We start from the raw sequence: 21,015 nt of genomic DNA on the forward strand, positions 1-21,015 counted from the left end.
ACCGGTGCCGGGCTGTCCATTCGTTGCACGCGGGGTAGAATTCCTATATCCGCCACAAGTACTCGATGAAGCTCTTGGACACGGGCCAGAATGATATTCTCGCGACGCGCCGGACAATCTGAAAGCCCTGGAAGCGCCGGCCCCGGTCGGCGGACCCGACGGCTGATCAAACTCGTGCTCTCGATGGTCGTTTTCGGCGCGCTCGTCTCCGTTTCCCTGCGTGTCGCCGCTCCGCATCTGATTTCCAGTGCCGTCGTGCGATCGGCAATCGAATCGTCCATGGCACAATGGGCTGGACACCCCGTGTCGATCGAGGATGTCGCCCAACTGCGGTTCTGGCCACGCCCCGAAGTGACCCTCAAGGGCGTCAGCATTCGGCGTGCGGGCGACCACCCCGACGAGCCCTTCGTTGAAATCCAGAGCCTGTCCGCAGAATTCAGCCTCCTTTCGGCCGTGAGAGGCAAACCCGATTTCAACGACTTCCGGTTCGAGCAGCCGCAGATCCGGATTGAGCGCGATGTCGATGGACGGCTGGACTGGAGCGGTGACGGGCTGTTGAACGCGGCCGTGCGCGAAGCGCTGGCCACACAGACGACAGCAGCGTCCGACGGCGACACCAAGAAGACGGAAATCGGGTCCGTCGAAATCGTCGATGGCGAGATCACCCTGATCGATGCGCGGAGCGGCGCCAGGATCGTCGCCGACCGTATCAATGCCAAGATCGACTGGCCGCGCCTGGCGGCCCCTCTTTCCGGGCAGGCGACGTTCAATGTGCAAGACCGTGGCCTGTCGCTTTCCCTGCAGACCCCTACCCCCTTGCTTCTGCTCGGAGGCGCGGCGAGCCAGGTCGACATTTCCGCATCGCTTCCGGGTATGCGGGGGCAGCTCAAGGGGGTGATCGACCTCAACCGGAGCAGACTGGAACAAGCCGATGTCGATCTGAGCGTTTCGGATGTGCCGCAGGCGGCCTCCGTGTTCGGACTGCGTGTCGCCGGAACGGAGCAGTGGCAGACCGCTTCGTTGAAGGCGCAGGTGACGAATGCCGGAGACGAGTGGCGCTTCGACAATCTCGAATTCAAGATCAATGGCAGCCCCGGCGACGGCATCCTCACATTGAAGACGCGCAGCGGCGCGAAACCGCTGCTGATCGGAACGGTGGCGGTCGATCTCCTCAAGATCGACGACTTCCTTCAGGCCCTGTCCATCGACTTGGGCGATCGCGCCAATGTGCGACTGCCGAGCCTCACCCGATGGGTGGATTTCGACATGCGGGTGTCCGCCGCGACTGCCACTGCTGGCAATTTCCAACTGACCGATCTCGGTGCCAGCCTGACCGGTGGCGGCGACGCGCTGAAGCTGGTGATCGGGGACACGCGGTTCATGGGGGGAGCGCTTTCGGCGCGCCTGAGCGTGAGTGGCCATGGTGTCGATCAAGGCGTCGAAATCGCCGTGATGATGGATCGGATCGATCTCGGGTCGCTGGTATCCCGGCTTTCGCCCGGGAGCCTCTCGCTCAAGGGGACCGGCTCACTGACGCTTGATGCCAAGCTTGCCGGGCCCGGATGGCAACGCAATGTCGATGCCATGTCGGGCAGACTCGACATCCGCGCAGACAATGGCGAAATCGGCGGGCTGAATGCGGAGGGACTGCGGCGCATGTCGACCGACCGGGCCTATTTCCAGCTGAGCGCGGCCGGTGCCGGGGAGTTCGACTACCGAAGCCTCGACATGTCCGTCCACTTCTCGGAGGGTTCGGCGGAAGTGGAGAAGGCCCGGATCGTGGGCGAACGGGACACTCTCGTTCTGTCCGGCATCATCCCTTACAGCCGTCAGGCTCTGGCGCTGACGGGAGAGCTCTCAGAAGTGGCCCCCAAGGCAAAAACGGCAGTGCCTTTGCGCTTCTTTATCGGTGGCTCGTGGCATGACCCCGTCATCTCGCCGATTCCGCCTCTTCCGGCCGCAGGTCAATAAAGGTCTCACCTAATCCTTGCCCGCTGTTTCATTCGAGACTGCAAATACTAGAATGGAACGAGTCGGGACGCCGGGGGGGGGGGACGACAGGTGCAGACATTGCTATCAGGCTTCATCAAATTGGCGCTGGCCTCGCTGCTGGCAGGCAGTCTTCTGTCCTTCTTCGGCATAACGCCGAGGGCCGCGCTCGACACGCTGGGCGTGACGGCGGAGGATCTGCATAACGGCATCGTGTCTGCCTTTGCCTGGGCAGCACCCCGGATGCTGATAGGCGCCGTCGTCATCTTGCCTATCTGGCTGGTCACCTATCTGCTGATGCCGCCCCGGGGCTGAGCGGGCGGCTCCCGTGCCGATCAGGCCGTGGTGCCGCGCGCCGCGACATGCTCGTCCCGCTGCCGCTGGAGTTCCCGCTGCTTTGTGCCGACAGATGCGATGATCACCCCGATGGTGACGATGCCGATCAGGATGGTGCAGATGGCATTGATTTCGGGTGTGACCCCCAGGCGTACCTGTGAATAGATCTTGATCGGCAGCGTCGTCGCACCCGGCCCTGTTGTGAAGCTCGCGATCACGAGATCGTCCAGCGAGAGCGTGAAGGCCAGCATCCAGCCGGATATGACGGCGGGCAGGATGAGAGGCAGGGTGACCTTGAAGAAGGTCTTGACCGGCGGGCAGCCGAGGTCCTGGGCTGCCTCTTCGAGGCTCGTGTCGAAGGTGAGCAGGCGCGACTGCACGACGATCGCCACGTAGCACATGGTGAAGGTCGTGTGTGCGATGACGACGGTCATCAGACCCCGGTCGACGCCGATCGCCACGAAGAGCAGAAGCAGTGACAGGCCCGTGATGACCTCAGGCATGACGAGCGGCGCATAGACCATGCCCGAAAACAGCAAGCGTCCCTTGAAGCGTGTAAAGCGGACAAGTGTCAGCGCGGCGAGCGTCCCGAGGACCGTGCCGAGCGAAGCACTCAGGAGGCCGACCTGTAGCGTGACCCAGGCCGCGCTCATCAGCCCGGCATTGCGCCACATCTCGCCGTACCATTTCAGCGAAAAGCCGCCCCAGACCGTCACCAGCTTCGACTCGTTGAAGGAGTAGATCACCAGGATCAGGATCGGGATGTATAGAAAGGCGAAACCGAGTGTCAGGATCGTCGCGTCAAATTTTCCGGGTCTCATCGGCCCATCCTCACGCTTTCTGCTGCTGATTCTGGAAGATGGCGATGGGCACGACCAGAATGAGAAGCAGCAGGACGGCAACGGCGGAGGCGAGCGGCCAGTCGCGATTGCCGAAGAACTCGGTCCACAACGTCTTGCCGATCATCAGCGTGTTGGCACCACCGAGAAGATCGGGAATGACGAATTCGCCCGTGATCGGGATGAAGCAGATCATCGATCCGGCGATGACACCCGGGATCGACAGCGGGAAGGTGATCTTCCAGAAGGCCTTCCAGGGTGGGCAACCGAGATCGCTCGCGGCTTCAAGAAGGGTGCCATCCATCTTTTCGAGAGCGGAATAGAGCGGCAGCACCATGAAGGGCAGGTAGGAATAGACGATGCCGATAAAGACCGCGATCTCGGTGCGGAAGATCTGCACCTGACTGCCTTCGTCCATCAGGCCCAACGATTGGAGTAGCACCGTCAGTAGCCCCTCGGGCTTCAGGATGCCGATCCAGGCATAGACGCGGATCAGGAAGGAAGTCCAGAAGGGCAGGATGACCAGCATGACCAGGGTCGGGCGAATGCTGACAGAGGCTCGCGCCATGGCGAGCGCCATCGGATAACCGATGAGCAGCAGGAGGAAGGTGGAAATCAGCGCGATGCGCAGCGACGAGACATACGAGTTGAAATAGAGAGAGTCCTCCGTGAGGAAGACATAGTTGTCAAAGTCGAGTTGGCTGATGAAATCGCCGATCACCGCGAAGCCTTCCAGCACCGGCCGGTAGGGCGGCATGGCGATTGCCGTGTCGGACAGCGAGATCTTCAAGATGATCAGGAAGGGCGTCAGGAAGAAGAGTATCATCCACAGATAGGGGATGATCACGACCAGCCATTTTGCGGACCCGGATCTGGAGGCGGCGATACTGTCGGCCATGGGGCATCCTCCTCAGCGTGTCAGGACAAGGCCGGCATCGGCCGGCCAGGAGAGCCAGACCATGTCGCCATAGGTGATCGGTCGATCGACGAGCCGCGAGACATTGGCCTGAGCGGCCCGGAACATGCGGCCATCATCCAGGCGCACAATGAAGACCGAGAAGTCACCCAGATAACCGATGTCCAGGACCTCACCATGCAGCGTGTTGGCGGTCGACGTCTCGGGCTGGGTGGACGAAATCTGCACCTTTTCCGGCCGGACGGCGAAGGCGACGCTGTCGCCCCCTGTCGCATCGCAGGCCTGTTCGACGATGATCTTTACGCCGTCGCTGTCGATGTGCACCAGTTCGGCCGGTCCCTCGCCTTGCTTGGATTCCACCTTGGCTTCGAGAATGTTGATGTCGCCGATGAAGTCAGCGACATAACGCGAATTCGGCGCCTCGTAGATCTCGGCGGGTGTTGCCACCTGGACGAGAATGCCCTTGTCCATAACGGCAATGCGATCGGACACTGTCATCGCCTCTTCCTGGTCATGGGTGACGATCAGGAAGGTCAGGCCGAGCTTGGTCTGGATGTCCATCAGTTCGAACTGGGTTTCCTCGCGCAGCTTGCGATCAAGCGCGCCGAGCGGTTCGTCGAGCAACAGGACCTTGGGGCGCTTGGCGATTGAACGGGCGAGCGCGACGCGCTGGCGCTGGCCACCCGAGAGCTGGTTGGGTTTGCGCTTGGCGAACTGCTCCAGCTTCACCAGTTTCAGCATTTCCTGGACGCGGGCCTCGATCTCGCCCTTCGACATGTTGTCCTGCTCCAGGCCAAAGGCGATGTTCTTTTCGACCGACATGTGCGGGAAGAGCGCATAGGACTGGAACATCATGTTGGTAGGACGCTTGTAGGGCGGCACGCCGGAGAGATCCTGCCCCTGCAGAAGGATGCGACCTGAGCTCGGCTTTTCAAAGCCGGCCAGCATGCGCATGAGCGTGGTCTTGCCACAGCCGGACGGCCCGAGCAGCGAAAAGAACTCTCGCTCGTAGATATCGAGGCTCAGATTATCGACCGCAACGAAATCGCCGAACCGCTTGGTGACGTTTTCGAAGCGGATGAAAGGAACGGCATTCGCATCGGTCCAAGGAGAAAATTTGTGCTTAACAGGCCCCAGTGTCTTCGCCATTACCCGATCCCAGCCGTTTTTCTTGTTACCCAGAGCATGATGAAAATCGCCGGGCGCTTGGGGCGCCCGGCGATTTCGTGTCCGGTCAGCTACCGGTCTTGATCTGTGTCCAGACCCGGTTCAACACACGCTGCTCGCGTGGGCCGTAAGGCGAGATGGTGAAGAGCTTGGACATGACGTCTTCCGGCGGATAGACGGCCGGGTTGTCCTTGACCTCTGGATCCAGAAGCTCCTGGGCGGCCAGGTTGCCATTCGCATACTGCACGTAGTTGGAGGCTTTGGCGATCACGTCGGGGCGCATCAGGAAGTTGATGAACTCATGGGCTTCGGCGACGTTCTTGGCATCCGCAGGGATCGCCATGTTGTCGAACCACATATAGGTGCCTTCCTTCGGGATCACATAGTTGATCTCGACGCCGTTCTCGGCTTCCTCGGCGCGGGCCTTGGCCTGCAGAATATCGCCTGACCAGCCGATCGTGACGCAGACGTCGCCATTGGCGAGATCGTCAATATAGGCGGACGAGTTAAAGGTGCGCACCGAAGGGCGGATCTTCATATAGACTTCGCCACCCGCTTCCAGATCAGCGGCTTCCTTGCTGTCGGGATCCTTGCCGATATAGTTCATGGCGATGGCGAAGGTCTCGTCGGATGCGTCGAGGATGTTCACACCGCAGGCCTTCAGTTTTTCGGCGTTTTCCGGCTTGAAGATGGTATCCCAGCTATCGACGGTGAAATCGGCGCCCAGCGCTTCCTTGACCTTGGCGACATTGTAGCCAATGCCCGTCGTGCCCCACATGTAGTTGACGGCATATTCGTTGCCGGGATCATATTTCGACAGACGTTCGCTGACCATCGGCCAGAGATTGGTCAGGTTCGACAGCTTCGACTTGTCGAGCTTCTGGAAAACGCCGGCCTGGATCTGACGAGCAAGGAAAGGCGCCGTTGGCACGACGACGTCATAGCCCGAGCCACCGGCGAGCAGTTTCGTCTCGAGCAATTCGTTCGAATCGAAAACGTCATAAACGACCTTGATACCCGTTTCCTTGGTAAAATCTGCGAGGACGGATTCGTCGATATAGTCGGACCAATTGTAGACGTTGACGACGCGTTCCTGCGCCTGGACAGCCGATGCGATGAAGATCGTCGCCAGGGCCACCGACGCCGTACGGATGAAATGAGCCTTCATTTTTTCTCCTGTTCCAGCTGGGGGAGCGAGGTGCTCCCGATGCCATTCCCGTTGTTTTTTTAAGAGACTAGAAAGGAATTGGACGGGCGACAAGCGAAATCCTTCGCAGTCGCGAATGCTTTTGTCGGCGCGCGCCCGCTCACTGAAAATCGAACGCGGAGAGGCCTGTGACCATCTCGTCGAGGCCGAGCGGGCGGGTCAGCGGGGGCTCCGCTCGAGCAAGACAGCCTGACCGTTCGCAGAGGCGACAGGCCGGGCCGATCGCGATCGGGGCCACCGAGCGGTCGGGAAGCGCGGCCGCATAGGCGACCTCGTCCCGGCTCGATGCGTCGCAGCCGATCAGCAGCGCGGTGCGGCGGATGCGCTCTCCGAAACTGGCCTGTGGGCCCTCCAGCGTGCGCGACAGGGTGAGAAATGCGCTGCCGTCAGGCATTTCGACCTGCTCGACCAGGATCTGCCCCGGCTGAGCGAAAGCGGCGTGAACATTGAGCTTGGGACAGCCGCCGCCGAACTTCGCCTGCGGGAAGCCCGTCGCGCCTGCGCGGCGGAAACGGTTTCCGGCATTGTCGATCTCCATCATGAAGAAGGAGACGCCTGTTGCACCCGGGCGCTGAAGCATGGTCAGCCGGTTGGCCACCTGCTCGAAGGAGACGTTGAAGCGGGCACGCAATACGTCGATGTCGTAGCGGGCGCGGATGGCTGCCGAGAGAAAGGCTCCATAGGGCATCATCAGGGCATGTGCGGTATAGCGCGCCAGTTCGAAGCGAGCGATGCGACGCGCCTCGCCCGAGGAGAGTTCAAGCCCTTCGAGTTCGGCCTGCACGTCTTCGCCGAGAGCAAGCAGCACCACCTCCATCGACACCTCGCGCAACTGGTCGAAGGGCGACAAACGCTCCGAGAGGAAGAGGCGCATGGAGTGGCGGTCGTAGCGGCGACGCAGCGAGGGCATGGCCTGCACGGGAAGCGCGCGCACCACAATGCCGTGGGTCGAACGCAGCCATGTCTTGAGGGCGACCGTGAGATCATCTCCGGCCGACAGGCCAAGGCCGGCATGAAAGGCCTCTGCAGCCTCGTCGAGCCGGGCGAAATAATTCGGCCGGCGTTCGAAGACTTCGCGCACCTCGTCGATCGGCAGGCGCGCACCCGATAGAGACGTCTCATGCCCCTCCCGCGCCAGGAGATCGGCGAGATCCGACAGACGCGCAGCCTGTTCACGATAGGCGCGGTAGAGCTTGATGATGCCGCTCGCGGCATTCGGGGCAGCTTCGGCGACTTCGATCAGTTCCTGATCGCCGGGCAATTCCCCCGAAAGCAGCGGATCGGCGAAGATCTCGCGCAACTGGCTCGTCGAACCACCAGCCTCGCCTTGCAGCTCGTCAAGATCGACCTTGTACACGGAAGACAGCTTGAGCAGCAGCTGGACCGTCAGGGGGCGCTGGTTGCGCTCGATCAGGTTGAGATAGGAGGGCGAAATTTCCAGCGCCTCGGCCATGGCCGTCTGGGTGAGGCCGAGGCCATTGCGAATGCGACGGACACGAGGCCCCGCAAAGATCTTGCGCTCTGCCATTTACAGCTCCTTTACAAGATTTGCCGAAATCAACGCACCGCCCTCTTTGACTGAATTTACAAATTTACACGCTCGCTTTGTCAAAGACAATACAGCGTAACCTCTTTCATCTCCCTGTTTTACCGAATTTTCTGGCCGCATTTTGCGGCGCGATGTAAATATAGTCACACCAGAAGCGGCCAAGCCAACATGAAGAACTTCACTTGGTCAGCACCTAGCAGTGACAGGGAGACACGACATGACTGAATTTTACAACATCGTTCCGAATGCCCCCAAGGGCCGTTATGACGGCATCGATCGCCCCTACACTGCAGCGGACGTACAGCGCCTGCGCGGCTCGGTCGAGATCAAGCATACACTGGCCGAAATGGGTGCAAACCGTCTGTGGCAGCTGATCAACGAAGAGCCTTTCATCAATGCGCTCGGCGCGCTCTCCGGCAATCAGGCCATGCAGATGGTCCGGGCAGGCCTGAAGGCGATCTACCTCTCCGGCTGGCAGGTCGCCGCCGACGCCAACACGGCCTCTTCCATGTATCCCGACCAGTCGCTCTATCCGGCGAATGCCGCACCTGAGCTTGCCAAGCGCATCAACCGCACGCTGCAGCGCGCCGACCAGATCGAGACCGCGGAAGGCAAGGGCCTCTCGGTCGACACATGGTTCGCGCCGATCGTTGCGGACGCGGAAGCCGGCTTCGGCGGACCGCTGAATGCCTTCGAGATCATGAAGGCCTTCATCGAAGCGGGTGCTGCGGGCGTTCACTTCGAAGACCAGCTCGCGTCTGAAAAGAAGTGCGGCCATCTGGGCGGCAAGGTCCTTATCCCGACGGCCGCCCATATCCGCAACCTGACGGCTGCGCGGCTGGCCGCCGACATCATGGGCGTTCCGACGCTGATCATTGCCCGCACCGATGCGGAAGCGGCAAAGCTGCTCACCTCCGACATCGACGAGCGCGACCAGCCCTTCGTCGACTATGATGCCGGCCGCACGGCGGAGGGTTTCTACCAGGTCAAGAACGGCATCGAGCCCTGCATCGCACGTGCGATTGCTTATGCGCCCCATTGCGACATGATCTGGATGGAGACCGGGAAGCCGGATCTCGAGCAGGCGCGCAAGTTCGCCGAAGCCGTGCACAAGGCCCATCCGGGCAAAAAACTCGCATACAACTGCTCGCCGTCGTTCAACTGGAAGAAGCATCTCGACGACGCAACGATCGCCAAGTTCCAGCGCGAGCTCGGTGCGATGGGCTACAAGTTCCAGTTCATCACGCTCGCCGGCTTCCACCAGCTGAACTACGGCATGTTCGAACTGGCCCGCGGCTACAAGGATCGTCAGATGGCGGCCTATTCGGAACTGCAGGAGGCGGAATTCGCAGCCGAGGTCAACGGCTACACCGCGACCAAGCATCAGCGCGAAGTCGGCACCGGCTATTTCGACGCCGTCTCTCTCGCGATCACCGCTGGCCAGTCCTCGACGACTGCAATGAAGGAATCGACGGAAACCGAGCAGTTCCGCCCGGCCGCCGAATAAACCTGGGCAACTGCCCCTCATCTTGATCCTCTCCCCGCTGGCGGGGAGAGGGAGCCCCGAGACCGAGGCACCTGGCAGCGTTTGTCCCCGGCAGCGGGGCGAAGGCGGCAACAGCTCAGGCGTAAAGCGTTGGGCCGGCACGAAGGGCTTTGTTCTCGCATATCAACGTTCAAGAACCCCAGACACCAAGAGGAGAAATGCCATGACACCCCAGACCCGAGTCAAGGAACGCGCCGAAGAACAGTCCTCGGCCATGAGCACCGATCAGCAGGCGATGATCCGCATGTTGGCAAACGACCTGCACCGGCTCAACCATTCGATCATGAAGGCCGTCGATGCCGGCGTCTCCGTCGAGCTCGTCCGCTCAGCCCGCCACCATGGCGGTGACGGCAACTGGGGTGATCTCCTGATCCCCGTCATCGTGACCCAGGGCAGCCATCAGGCGGCCTGATCACGATCTTGTCCCCCGGCCGGCCCCTGACCTCCGGACCGGTTCCCGCACGATGACGGCCTCTGGGGAGGAGTGCCAGTCGTCGTGCGGGTTTTTTCTATCTTCGGGACGTGTCAGCTGCGCGTGCTCGGCCGCTTGCCGGCCAGTATGTCCCGGTGGGACTTGAGGAGTTTTTCCAGCCGGTTCGCGACCACACGGATGTCGGATCTGTGGCGATCATCGTTGTTCATCACGATCCATTGCCGGTGGCGCAGCTCGGGCATGTCCTCGCCGACCCGCTCCAGCGTCGGATCGAGGTCTCCGACGAAACAAGGCAGTACACCGAGGCCCGCACCGGCGCGGACGAGATCGCGCAGGGATCTCGGCCGGTTGACGGTCGCCACAATCCGCTCGGCGGCATTCTGGCGCGGCCAGCGAAGATAGGCTGAAACCGCATTTTCATCGTCCACCGCAATCCACGGCTCCGGGCCGATCCACTCTCTGTTGCGCGCCCGATAGGCGGCATAGGCGACCTCCCCCACCGGGATGGCTGCCAGGTTGGGCTCCTCCGGCTCGAAGGCACGCAGGCCGATGTCGTTTTCCCGATGCGAAAGCCGTGATCTTTGCTCCGCGACATGGAGGTCGATGCGGAACTCGTCGCGCGGCGTGCGGATCATCTGCATGTTCTGGCAGAGAAGCCAGGCGATCCATGTCCCAAGACTGATCCGCACCAGCGACTGCCCGGCCTTGCCGCGGCGCCACTCCTCCACACGCTGGCTGCCAGCCTCCAGTTCGACCAGGTGCTCCAGCAACTGGCTGCCATCGCTGGTGAGGCGATAGCCCGTCTGGCTGCGCAGGAAGAGCTCACGCCCCAGCGCCTGTTCGAGTTCGACCATGCGGCGACCGAGCGTTGCGGCGCTGAGCCCCGTTGTTTCAGCAGCGGCCGAAAGCCCACCCTGTCGGGCGACCGAGAGGAAAAGCTGATAGGAATCCCAGGCAACATCTTTCATGGATGAACGACATAGCACATCATTGGCTGTTCATACATCCAGAAATGGCGAATAGAAAAGGTGACGGCATCAATCTCAGGAGATCCGTCATGCAAGAAGTCTACGCAGCCTTGGCCGTCATCGCGCTGAAAAGAAAGTTGGGTCAGAACGACCAATTGTCGGAAGACGAGTTCTACGCTCAATTTGGCGAAGCTCCCTGGAGCCGCGTCTCGCGGCTCAGCCGCTCCTTGGTCGAGCGGCTGCGGTGGAGACGTGGAACACAGGCGGCATGTCGCCCTGCCCCCGATCCGACCTGCCGTTCGCCCCAAACCTGACGCAACAAAGCCCGGCGCGATGTCCGGGCTTTGTCATTTTGCGAGAGAGAAATCAGGCCGCGCGGCTGGCCGGACGCTGGCGATCTGCCTCGATCCTGAACTGTTGCAGAAGATCCCGCAGCTGATCCGTCTGCGCGGAAAGATCCTGGGTGGCGGCGGTTGCCTCTTCCACCATGGCTGCATTCTGCTGCGTCATCTGATCCATGCGACCCACGGCGCCGTTGACCTCCTGCAGGGCACCTGACTGCTCGCGGCTGGTCTCGGCAATCATCTCAATGTGCTCGCTGATCGTCGCGATCTGGCCGCCGATGCGGGAGAGCACCGTTCCCGTTTGCTGGACATGGTTTGAGCCGCTGGCCACTTCTTCCGCAGAGCGATTGATGAGAGCCTTGATCTCCTTTGCAGCACCGGCCGAGCGCTGGGCGAGTTCGCGGACTTCCTGCGCAACCACGGCAAACCCCTTGCCGGCGTCGCCGGCACGGGCCGCCTCGACCCCGGCATTCAGGGCCAGCAGGTTGGTCTGGAAGGCGATCTCATCGATGACACCGATGATGTTGGAGATCTGGCGCGAGGCGTCCTCGATGCGGCCCATGGCCGAGATCGCGCTGCCAACGACGATGGCGGATTCATCCGCATTCTTCTTGGCTTCGCGGACGACACCGTTGACCGTTTCTGCGCGCTCCGAAGACGACCGCACGGCGGCGGTGATTTCGTCGACGGCGGCGGCGGTCTCTTCGAGCGAGGCGGCCTGCTGTTCGGTGCGGCGCGCGAGATCGAGGGCGGACTGAGCCATCTGGCGGCCGTTGTTCTGGATCTGGTCGACGTTGCCGGCGATCTGTTGCATCGTATCGCGCAGGCGGGAGAGCGACAGGTTGAAATCGTTGCGCAGCTGTTCGAGACGGCCGTGGAAGCGGCCTTCGATCTCGAAGGAAATGTCACCATTGGCGAGACGTTCGAGTGCCTGGGCGAGCTTGCCGACTGCGTGTTCAATCTCCTGGTCGAGCGCCTGTTTTTCCTCATCATTGCGGCGGCGTTCGGATTCCGCCTCCATCTGCTCGCGCTGGCGCTCGGATTCAATTTCGAGCTTCGTATGGGCATTGGTCTTGAAGACGGCGAGTGCCCGGGCCATGGCACCGATCTCATCGCCGCGCTTGTCTCCGACGATCCCAGCCTCGAGATCCCCTTCGGCCAGGCGCTGCATCGACGAGGTGATGCGTGCGATCGGTCGCTGCAGGGTAACGACGAGAGCGATGCCGCCGATGACGGCGAGAAGCACGCCAGCGATGGTGGTGCCGATGGAGATGCGGTTCGCCTCCTGGCGTTCCGTGCCGGCAACATCCTTCTGCAGGTCGGCGAAGGCGGTCAGTGACATCCAGATGCCATCCATGGTGCGGCTGGCTTCGGCAAAGCTTGCATTGCGATCGGCGCTTGCCTTCACCAGTGCACCGGTATCGGCTGTGAGGGAGGCCAGAAGCGGCGTGATGGCGCCTGCCAGGCTATCGTAAAAGGCCTTGTCAGAAATGCTGCCGCCGAGCACAGCGAGATTGTCGCCGATCAGCTTGATCTGGCGCAGAATCGGCTCGCGGGTCTTGTCGTTCTTCACGTTGAGGAAGGTCGCCGTCAGAATGCGCAGGTCGTAGACATCGGCGACAAGCTTGCGGCTGCCGATCAGGATATCGGCGGCCTGTACGGCTCCGGTCTCGACGGCGGCGAACTTCTGGACGGATTCGCTATATTTGGTTGCGGCGCCTGCAGTCAGGACGTCCTGGAAGCCGCGGAAGCGTGAAAGGACTGAGCCTACGGCGCGGCCATTCTCGAGGCTTAGGTCGCCGGTTGCGACCAGCTTCTTGATCTCGTTGATCGATGCGAGGAAGGTCTTGCCCATATCCTTGTGCTCGGACGGCAGGGCGTTGGCGATCTTGCGCTGGGTCTTCACGAGTTCCGGCAACTGCTTCTGCAGGTAGGGGAACTGCTCTTCCGGCAATCCTGCCGCAAAATAGCCCTTGGTCACTTCGGCCAGATGCTTGGCGCCGGCCGAAAGACGCTCGGCCTCCTTCAAGACACCCTTCGCCTCGTTTTCGCCGCCAAGCACGGCACGCTGCAGCTTCTGGGCTTCGTCGGCGACGCGGATCTGCTGCGCCATCAGCCCTTTCAGGTGTTCCTGGATGGAGGCATCCAGCGCCACTTCGGATTGGTAGAGCTGCCAGAGGACATCGATCTTCTCATTGACCGCACCCGTGCCTGCGATCGCCTCGTCGAGAAAGTTGCGCCCCATGCCGTCGGCACCGATCTCGGACAAGTTCTGGGTAAGGGTTGCCTGTTGCGTCGACAGTTCGCCGACGACCGCGCCGCGCGTCTCCTCCGAGGTCTCGTCAAGGAAGCGCGTCATTGCGGCATTCACGTTGCGGAAGCCGTTCAGCGACCGCATCGTGCCATTGGAAATTTCCATGCGCTGCTGGAGGAGGCCCGAGGCGTAGAGGCCCATGAGACCGACCGCAGTAATCGACAGAACAAATGGGAGAACGAAGGCCATGACCTTGGTCGAAATCGAAAACCGCGACAGAATATGATCGATCAACATTGTCCCTCCAAAAGAAGGCAGAGCATCGCTGCTCCACCTCTTAAAAAACTGGACGGCTGCGATTGTTGTCGTCGCCGTCTGCACTCCACTCCGAGAACAAGAGTTGCAGTAAAAGTCTCAAGACCGAGTTAAAGGGCGCCACAGGCGTGGGCGGCCTTGAACAAGCTCATGCACGAGGACAAAAGTGCAGCAGGCACAGCAGATCATCAGACCAGGCGCGGCGGCGGCAGGGCCACAGGAAGACCGGCGGCGATCCGCTTCACCAAGAGGGGGCATCAGGCGATTGAGGTCAGGCGAAGAAGCCGATCGCCAGAGCTGCAAGCGCGCTGACGGCACAAAGGCAGACGATGCTCAGATGGCGAAGGCGGGCACGCTCTTCGTCACGGACGCGGGTGATGGCGATTGCTATGGCGCGAGGCTTGCGGGTCTGACGGTTCATGGGGCGCGGTCCTTGATGCGGCCGGGGAAGGTCATGCCCTTGCGGGCTGTCGCCGGCCAGACCTCATGTCGCGACATTTGAGGATGTCGCACCGGCATTCAGGCAGGATGACCGACGCATGTTAACAAGTCCTGAATTACCAAGGGCAGCTTGTCCGAAACGGGAGCTTTTTCAGAGGCTTTCGCCAACGACATGACCGGAGGCCCAGGCCCACTGAAAGTTATAGCCGCCGAGCCAACCGGTCACATCGACGCATTCGCCGATAAAGTAGAGCCCCGGCACTGTCTTGGCCTGCATCGTGCGGCCGTCCAGCGCGGCGGTGTCTACGCCACCGAGTGTCACTTCGGCCGTTCGATACCCCTCCGAACCTGCAGGCTTGATGGGCCAGCGACGGATACGCTCAGCAAGCGATGACAGCGCCTTGTCGGGCAGGTCGGCGAGTGGCCGCTCCAGCTTGGCCGCATCGGTCAGATATTGGGCAAGCCGCTTCGGGAGTTGCTGGGAAAGTACCGTCTGGACCTGCTGGCGGCCATTCTCGCGCTTGGCCGCCTTCAACGTCCCCAGGAAATCCACATCCGGCTGGAGCGTGAGCAGGATCTCGTCGCCCTCGCGCCAGAAGCTGGAGATCTGCAGGATCGAGGGGCCGGAAAGCCCACGATGGGTGAAGAGCAGCGCCTCCCTGAAGCGGGTCTTGCCGCAGCTGACATCGGCATCGACGGCAACGCCCGCGAGTTCCGACAGTTCGCCCAAGAGATTGGGTTCAAGGGTCAGCGGCACCAGCGCCGGCCGGGTCTCGGTGACGGGCAAGCCGAACTGTTCAGCGAGGCGATAGGCAAATCCTGTCGCGCCCATCTTCGGGATCGACTTGCCGCCACAGGCGACCACGAGGCTTGTCGCGAGGATCGGACCTTCGGTCGTCGCCAGTCGGAAGCCATCCGCCCCCTTTTTCACCTCGGTGATCTCGCAGGAGAGTTTCATCTCGACATGGACCGCCCGCATTTCTTCGAGCAGCATGCGGATGATGTCCCTGGCGCTATCGTCGCAGAAGAGCTGGCCGAGGGTCTTTTCGTGCCAGGCGATCTTGTGGCGGTCGACCATGGCGATGAAATCGGCCGGTGTGTAGCGGGCGAGCGCCGACTTGGCGAAATGCGGATTCTCAGAGAGGTAGTTTTTCGGCCCGGCATGAATATTGGTAAAGTTGCAACGCCCGCCGCCGGAGATACGGATCTTTTCGCCAGGCGCCTTGGCATGGTCGAGCACGACGACAGAGCGGCCGCGCCGACCGGCTGTGAATGCCGCCATCATGCCGGCGGCACCGGCTCCGATGATGGCGACGTCATACTTCCTGGACATACTGCTCTCCCGGGGATCCGCTGTCTGTCTCGACAAACTTATGATCAAAGTCAACGCGTCCCCCTCGCCAAAGGCCAAAGTCTGGCTATGATGGCGAGCATCAACAGCCAACCGGTGAGACATGCCCGCGAAGAAATCCATGATGAGACCCCAGAACGCTGCTTCCAAAAAGGCGACTGTCCCGCCAGATCCCGGATCGAAGCGTGGCGTCTCGAACTGGAAGGAAGCAGCGACCTGGCTCCAGGCCCGCGGCATCGAAGACATCGAATGCATCACGCCCGACCTTGCCGGCGTTCCGCGCGGCAAAATGATGCCCTCGTCCAAGTTCACCTCGAACACCTCGCTGGCCCTGCCCTCGGCGCTCTATCGTCATACGATCTCGGGCGAATATCCCGATGAGACGGAGAACTTCCGCTACGAGCCGCGCGACAGCGATCTTAAATTGCTGCCGGATCTTTCGACGCTCTCCGTCGTGCCGTGGGAGACCGATCCGACCGCACAGGTGATCTGCGATATCGTCGATGTCGATGGCAAAAACGTTTCCTATACGCCGCGCAACGTTCTGAAAAACGTGCTGCGCCTCTATGACGAAAAGGGCTGGAAGCCGGTCGTCGCGCCGGAAATCGAGTTCTATCTCGTCGCGATGAACGACGACCCTGATTACCCACTGCGTCCGCCGAAGGGCCGCTCCGGCCGCTCGATCATCGGAGGCCAGGGCTATTCGATTGCCGCCATCAACGAATTCGACGAGTTGATCGACGACATCTATCACTTCTCGGAGAAGCAGGGGCTCGAGATCGATACCCTGATCCACGAGGAAGGCCCGGCACAACTCGAGATCAACCTGCGCCACGGCGATCCGATCGAGCTCGCCGATCAGGTCTTCATGTTCAAGCGCACGATCCGCGAGGCGGCGCTGAAACACGGGATCTACGCGACCTTCATGGCCAAGCCCATGCAGGGACAGCCGGGCTCTGCCATGCACATTCACCAGTCGGTAGTCGACGCCAAGTCGGGCAAGAACATCTTCTCCAATCCCGACGGGTCGGCCTCGCCGGAGTTCTTCCACTTCATCGGCGGCATGCAGAAATACGTGCCGAGTTCGCTGGTGATGCTGGCGCCTTACGTCAACTCCTATCGCCGTCTGACCCCGGACATGGCCGCCCCCGTCAACAACGCCTGGGGTTACGACAACCGCACGACGGCCTTCCGCGTGCCGGTTTCGGATGCAGCTGCACGGCGTGTCGAAAACCGTCTGCCGAGCTCTGACGCCAATCCCTACCTCGCGCTCGCGGCCTCGCTCGCCTGCGGTTATCTCGGCATCATCAAGGAAATCGAACCGACGGCTGCGGCAGAAGGATCTGCCAATGAAGGGTCCGTGGATCTGCCGCGCGGCCTTCTGGAGGCAGTGGCCCTGCTCGAGGGCGAGCCTGACTTCAACGACGTGTTCGGAGCCGAATTCGTCGGGCTCTATGCCGGCGTGAAGCGCGGTGAGTTCGAGACCTTCATGCAGGTGATCAGCCCGTGGGAACGCGAATTCCTCCTGCTTAACGTGTGAGGGAGTAGACCCCATGACATGGCAAAGCCCGATTGCGCCGGGGATTTCCTGGTATGAGGCAAGTGTGGGCGAGCGGCCGGAATATCCGGCCCTCGATGGCTCCACCTCGGCTGACGTCGCCATCATCGGCGGCGGCTTCACCGGCCTTCAGGCCGCCTTCAATCTCGCCCGGCTCGGCGTCTCGGTGGTTCTCATCGAAGGCGGCCGCTTCGGAGACGGTGCATCGGGGCGCAATGGCGGCCAGCTCGGCACCGGCCAGCGCGCCTCTCCGGCAGAGCTGGAGGCCGAACTCGGCTTCGAGCGGTCGAAGGCTCTGTTCGAGATGGCGGAGAATGCCAAGCACTACCTGCTCGACTTCGCCGAACAGCACGATATCGACATTGAATATCTGCCCGGGCAATTGAACGTGTCCCACAAGCGTGGCGGGGAATCCGACTACCGCCATGAGGCCGAAACCATGGCGGCGCGCTACGGCTATCCGCATATCTCGTTCATGGATCGGGAGGAGACGCATGAGCGTGTCGGTTCGACACGGTATCACTTCGGCGTTCGTGACACCGGCACCGGGCATATCCACCCGCTGAAACTTCTCGTCGGTCTGGCTCGGGTTGCCGCTGCATCCGGCGCCCGGATCCACGAGATGACGCCGGCAAGTGCCATTCGCCAGGCGGGCGGCAAGACCGTCATTGATACGCCGAAGGGTACGATCACGGCCGACCGGGTGCTGATCGCGACCAATGCCTATATCGGCAATCTGGAACCGGTGACGGCAGCCCATGTCATGCCGATCCGGTCCTTCATCGGAGCGACGGCACCGCTCGACCGCTTTCCCCAGGTGCTGCCGGGCTCGGAGGCCGTGGCCGACAGCCGGTTTGTTGTGCGCTACTTCCGCAAGAGCCGTGACGGGCGTCTGCTTTTCGGCGGGCGCGAGGCCTATACGGCCGACAGCCCGCGCGACATTTCCAGCCATATCCGCCGGCAGATCGCGGAGATCTATCCGGATCTCGGAGATATCGAGATTACACATGGATGGGGCGGATCCGTCGGCATCACGCTTCCCCGCAAGCCCTTTGCCCGCGACGTTCTGCCAGGGGTAACCTCGCTTGCCGGCTATTCCGGGCATGGCGTGATGCTTTCCAACTATTCCGGCAAAATGTATGCGGACATGGTGGCCGGCAATGCGCGGGAACTCGACCTGCTCAAAGAGCTGAAGATTCCACCCTTCCCAGGAGGCGCAAGCCTGCGCAAGCCGCTGCTGTTTCTGGCGCTCACCTGGTATGCGCTTCGCGACCGGTTCTGATAATGGCAGCTCGGCGGGCGTGTGCACCGGTGCGCGTGGCAAGCGTCTTCAACGCAGCCGGGTTTGACGGGGCACGCTCTTTTTTCGCCGCCTGTGGCACCATCTTTGCTGCCTTGCCGATCCTTCTCATCCGTTCGGCATGTTCTGTCGCCCGGGCGTCGCGCTGCCGTCGTCCTGGCGTGTGATTCATTGTCGCAGAACAGCGTTCGCCAAGGGTGCCAACGCCCCGCAAAAACAAAATCGCTGCGGTGAGGGTGGCTTTTTTAAATCGATTAGATTAGAATCCGTTCAACGAATTGTCCGAACGAGAGATGCCGCATGAGCAGCCAGATCATCCCCGTTGAACCCTTTGACTATGTCGTCTTCGGCGGCACCGGCGACCTCGCCGAGCGCAAGCTGTTGCCGGCCCTGTTCCACCGTCAGCTCGCCGGTCAGCTGACCGAGCCGACCCGGATCATCGGCGCATCGCGTACTGCGATGACGCATGAGGAATACCGCAAGTTCACGCTGGATGCCCTGCACGAGCACCTGAAGGCCGAGGAGCTGGATGAGGCGGAAGTCGCCAAGTTCCTCGAGCGCATCTACTACATTTCTGTCGACGCCAAGGCGGACCAGGGGTGGGAAGATCTGAAGAAGCTTCTCGACCAGGGCAAGGACATCGTTCGTGCCTTCTATCTCGCCGTCTCGCCCTCGATCTTCGGCGATATCGCCGACAAGATCCGCGACCACAAGCTGATCACCAAGTCGACCCGCATCGTCGTCGAGAAGCCGATCGGCCGTGACCTCGCCTCGGCGCAGATCCTCAACGACACAATCGGCAAGGTGTTTAAGGAAGACCAGATCTTCCGTATCGACCACTATCTCGGCAAGGAGACGGTGCAGAACCTGATGGCGCTGCGCTTCGCCAATGCGCTCTACGAGCCGCTGTGGAACTCGGCCCATATCGACCACGTCCAGATTACGGTCGCGGAATCCGTCGGCCTCGAAGGTCGCGTCACCTATTACGACAAGGCTGGCGCGCTGCGCGATATGGTGCAGAACCATATTCTGCAGCTGCTCTGCCTCGTGGCCATGGAAGCTCCATCCTCGCTCGACGCGGAAGCGGTCCGTGACGAGAAACTCAAGGTCCTTCGTTCGCTGAAGCCGATCACACCTGCCAATGTCGAGAAGCAGACGGTCCGCGGCCAGTATCGGGCCGGCGCTTCTGCCGGCGGTGCCGTCAACGGCTACCAGGAAGAGCTGGGGGCTGCCTCCGACACCGAAACCTTCGTGGCGATCAAGGCAGAGATCAACAATTGGCGCTGGGCCGGCGTGCCCTTCTATCTGCGCACCGGCAAGCGTCTCGCGACCCGGATGTCGGAGATCGTCATCACCTTCAAGCCGATCCCGCACTCCATCTTCGGCGAAAATGCGGGACGCATCGAAGCAAACAAGCTCGTGATCCGCCTGCAGCCGGACGAAGGCGTCAAGCAGTGGCTGATGATCAAGGATCCGGGCCCGGGCGGCATGCGCCTGCGCCACGTATCGCTCGACATGAGCTTTGCGCAGGCCTTCGACGTGCGCAATCCCGACGCCTATGAACGCCTGCTGATGGATGTCATCCGCTCGAACCAGACCCTGTTCATGCGCCGCGACGAAGTCGAGGCCGCGTGGAACTGGTGCGACCCGATCCTCAAGTCGTGGGAAGAAATCGGCCAGAAGGCGCAGGGATACACATCCGGTACCTGGGGCCCGAGCCAGGCCATCGCGCTGATCGAGCGTGACGGCCGCACCTGGCACGAAATCGACTGAGGCCCGAACCGATGGCGCATCAGATGAAGACATTCGAGAACGGGTCCGCCCTTGCGACCGATCTCGCCGAGACCGTGGCTTCGGCCTTGTCCGCAGCGATTGGGCGTCGTGGCGAAGCGACGCTTGCCGTGTCCGGTGGCTCGACCCCCAAGGCTTTCTTCGAAGCTCTGTCGACACGGACTCTCGACTGGGCCAAGGTAAAGGTCACGCTTGTCGATGAACGTTTCGTGCCCGAAGACAATCCGCGCTCCAACCATCTGCTGGTGAAGACGCATCTCCTGAAGAATGATGCTGCGGCAGCGGAATTTGTACCGCTCTACCGTCCCGAGGCAACGATCGAGGATGCCGCAAGGACAGCGTCCGGGATCGTGCCTGGCATGAGCAAACCCTTCGACGTGGCGATCCTCGGCATGGGAACGGACGGGCACACGGCCTCCTTCTTTCCCGGTGGCGATCACCTTGCCGCAGCGCTTGATCTGACGCTGCCGCGCCGCGTCATGACGATGGAAGCACCGGGCGCGGGCGAGGCTCGCCTCACCCTCTCCTTCTCGGCGCTTCACGATGCCGGCCTGCTCGCGGTCCACATCGAGGGTACGGAAAAGAAGGCCGTGCTGGAGAAGGCGCTTGCCGGCACCGACGAGCAGGACATGCCGATCCGGGCCGTTCTCGAACGCGCTCAGACCAGGCCTGAGATCTACTGGGCGCCCTGAGCGGGAGCCCTCGTCTGCC

17 protein-coding genes are annotated in these 21,015 nt (G+C 61.7%); 8 read left to right on the plus strand and 9 right to left on the minus strand.

Features of this window, described 5'->3' with window-relative positions:
* Positions 1-90: 90 nt before the first annotated feature.
* Both LJE98_RS01885 and LJE98_RS01890 read left to right on the plus strand, forming a co-directional pair.
* Positions 91-1,971, plus strand: coding sequence for an AsmA family protein (locus LJE98_RS01885; RefSeq protein ID WP_229573030.1), 1,881 nt, complete (start codon positions 91-93; stop codon positions 1,969-1,971).
* A gap of 90 nt (positions 1,972-2,061) precedes the next feature.
* Positions 2,062-2,304 (plus strand): DUF6460 domain-containing protein, encoded by a 243-nt coding sequence (locus LJE98_RS01890; protein ID WP_229573031.1) that lies wholly within the window; start codon positions 2,062-2,064, stop codon positions 2,302-2,304.
* Positions 2,305-2,324: 20 nt separating this feature from the next.
* Here the strand turns inward: LJE98_RS01890 and LJE98_RS01895 are convergent, their stop codons facing one another.
* From LJE98_RS01895 to LJE98_RS01915, 5 genes are all read right to left on the minus strand, one after another.
* Positions 2,325-3,146, minus strand: a complete 822-nt coding sequence (locus LJE98_RS01895) for an ABC transporter permease (protein ID WP_229573032.1) — start codon at positions 3,144-3,146, stop codon at positions 2,325-2,327.
* A gap of 10 nt (positions 3,147-3,156) precedes the next feature.
* A complete protein-coding gene (locus LJE98_RS01900; protein ID WP_229573033.1) occupies positions 3,157-4,062 on the minus strand; it encodes an ABC transporter permease subunit in 906 nt (301 codons plus the stop codon).
* Between the two features lie 12 nt (positions 4,063-4,074).
* Positions 4,075-5,229 (minus strand): ABC transporter ATP-binding protein, encoded by a 1,155-nt coding sequence (locus LJE98_RS01905; protein ID WP_229573034.1) that lies wholly within the window; start codon positions 5,227-5,229, stop codon positions 4,075-4,077.
* 85 nt (positions 5,230-5,314) lie between these two features.
* The gene (locus LJE98_RS01910; protein WP_229573035.1) at positions 5,315-6,415 is read right to left on the minus strand and encodes a polyamine ABC transporter substrate-binding protein; all 1,101 of its coding nucleotides are present in this window, start codon (positions 6,413-6,415) and stop codon (positions 5,315-5,317) included.
* 139 nt (positions 6,416-6,554) lie between these two features.
* Positions 6,555-7,982 carry a helix-turn-helix domain-containing protein gene (locus tag LJE98_RS01915; protein ID WP_229573036.1) on the minus strand — a complete coding sequence of 476 codons (1,428 nt, stop codon included), beginning with the start codon at positions 7,980-7,982 and terminating at the stop codon, positions 6,555-6,557.
* Between the two features lie 238 nt (positions 7,983-8,220).
* Between LJE98_RS01915 and aceA the strand changes: the two genes are divergently transcribed.
* Both aceA and LJE98_RS01925 read left to right on the plus strand, forming a co-directional pair.
* Positions 8,221-9,510: an isocitrate lyase gene (aceA, locus tag LJE98_RS01920; protein ID WP_229573037.1), complete on the plus strand. Its 1,290-nt coding sequence runs from the start codon at positions 8,221-8,223 to the stop codon at positions 9,508-9,510.
* A 202-nt stretch (positions 9,511-9,712) separates the two neighbouring features.
* On the plus strand, positions 9,713-9,961 hold the full coding sequence (locus LJE98_RS01925; protein WP_203019758.1) for a hypothetical protein: 249 nt from the start codon (positions 9,713-9,715) through the stop codon (positions 9,959-9,961).
* A gap of 113 nt (positions 9,962-10,074) precedes the next feature.
* On the opposite strand, the gene LJE98_RS01930 is transcribed toward LJE98_RS01925, so the two are convergent.
* From LJE98_RS01930 to LJE98_RS01945, 4 genes are all read right to left on the minus strand, one after another.
* Positions 10,075-10,950 (minus strand): LysR family transcriptional regulator, encoded by an 876-nt coding sequence (locus tag LJE98_RS01930; RefSeq protein WP_229573038.1) that lies wholly within the window; start codon positions 10,948-10,950, stop codon positions 10,075-10,077.
* A 366-nt stretch (positions 10,951-11,316) separates the two neighbouring features.
* Positions 11,317-13,845 carry a methyl-accepting chemotaxis protein gene (locus LJE98_RS01935; RefSeq protein WP_229573039.1) on the minus strand — a complete coding sequence of 843 codons (2,529 nt, stop codon included), beginning with the start codon at positions 13,843-13,845 and terminating at the stop codon, positions 11,317-11,319.
* A gap of 289 nt (positions 13,846-14,134) precedes the next feature.
* The gene (locus LJE98_RS01940) at positions 14,135-14,284 is read right to left on the minus strand and encodes a hypothetical protein (RefSeq protein WP_229573040.1); all 150 of its coding nucleotides are present in this window, start codon (positions 14,282-14,284) and stop codon (positions 14,135-14,137) included.
* Positions 14,285-14,455: 171 nt separating this feature from the next.
* A complete protein-coding gene (locus LJE98_RS01945; protein WP_229573041.1) occupies positions 14,456-15,637 on the minus strand; it encodes an NAD(P)/FAD-dependent oxidoreductase in 1,182 nt (393 codons plus the stop codon).
* 121 nt (positions 15,638-15,758) lie between these two features.
* On the opposite strand from LJE98_RS01945, the gene LJE98_RS01950 reads away from it, so the two are divergent.
* The 4 genes from LJE98_RS01950 to pgl all read left to right on the plus strand — a co-directional run bounded on the left by LJE98_RS01950 (position 15,759) and on the right by pgl (position 20,996).
* Positions 15,759-17,195, plus strand: a complete 1,437-nt coding sequence (locus LJE98_RS01950; RefSeq protein ID WP_229573042.1) for a glutamine synthetase family protein — start codon at positions 15,759-15,761, stop codon at positions 17,193-17,195.
* 13 nt (positions 17,196-17,208) lie between these two features.
* Positions 17,209-18,495: an NAD(P)/FAD-dependent oxidoreductase gene (locus LJE98_RS01955; protein WP_229573043.1), complete on the plus strand. Its 1,287-nt coding sequence runs from the start codon at positions 17,209-17,211 to the stop codon at positions 18,493-18,495.
* A 318-nt stretch (positions 18,496-18,813) separates the two neighbouring features.
* A complete protein-coding gene (zwf, locus tag LJE98_RS01960) occupies positions 18,814-20,286 on the plus strand; it encodes a glucose-6-phosphate dehydrogenase (protein WP_229573044.1) in 1,473 nt (490 codons plus the stop codon).
* An 11-nt stretch (positions 20,287-20,297) separates the two neighbouring features.
* Positions 20,298-20,996 carry a 6-phosphogluconolactonase gene (pgl, locus tag LJE98_RS01965; RefSeq protein WP_229573045.1) on the plus strand — a complete coding sequence of 233 codons (699 nt, stop codon included), beginning with the start codon at positions 20,298-20,300 and terminating at the stop codon, positions 20,994-20,996.
* Positions 20,997-21,015: the final 19 nt, after the last annotated feature.

Source organism: Rhizobium sp. 'Codium 1', assembly GCF_020889605.1.
Classification (GTDB): domain Bacteria; phylum Pseudomonadota; class Alphaproteobacteria; order Rhizobiales; family Rhizobiaceae; genus Allorhizobium; species Allorhizobium algae.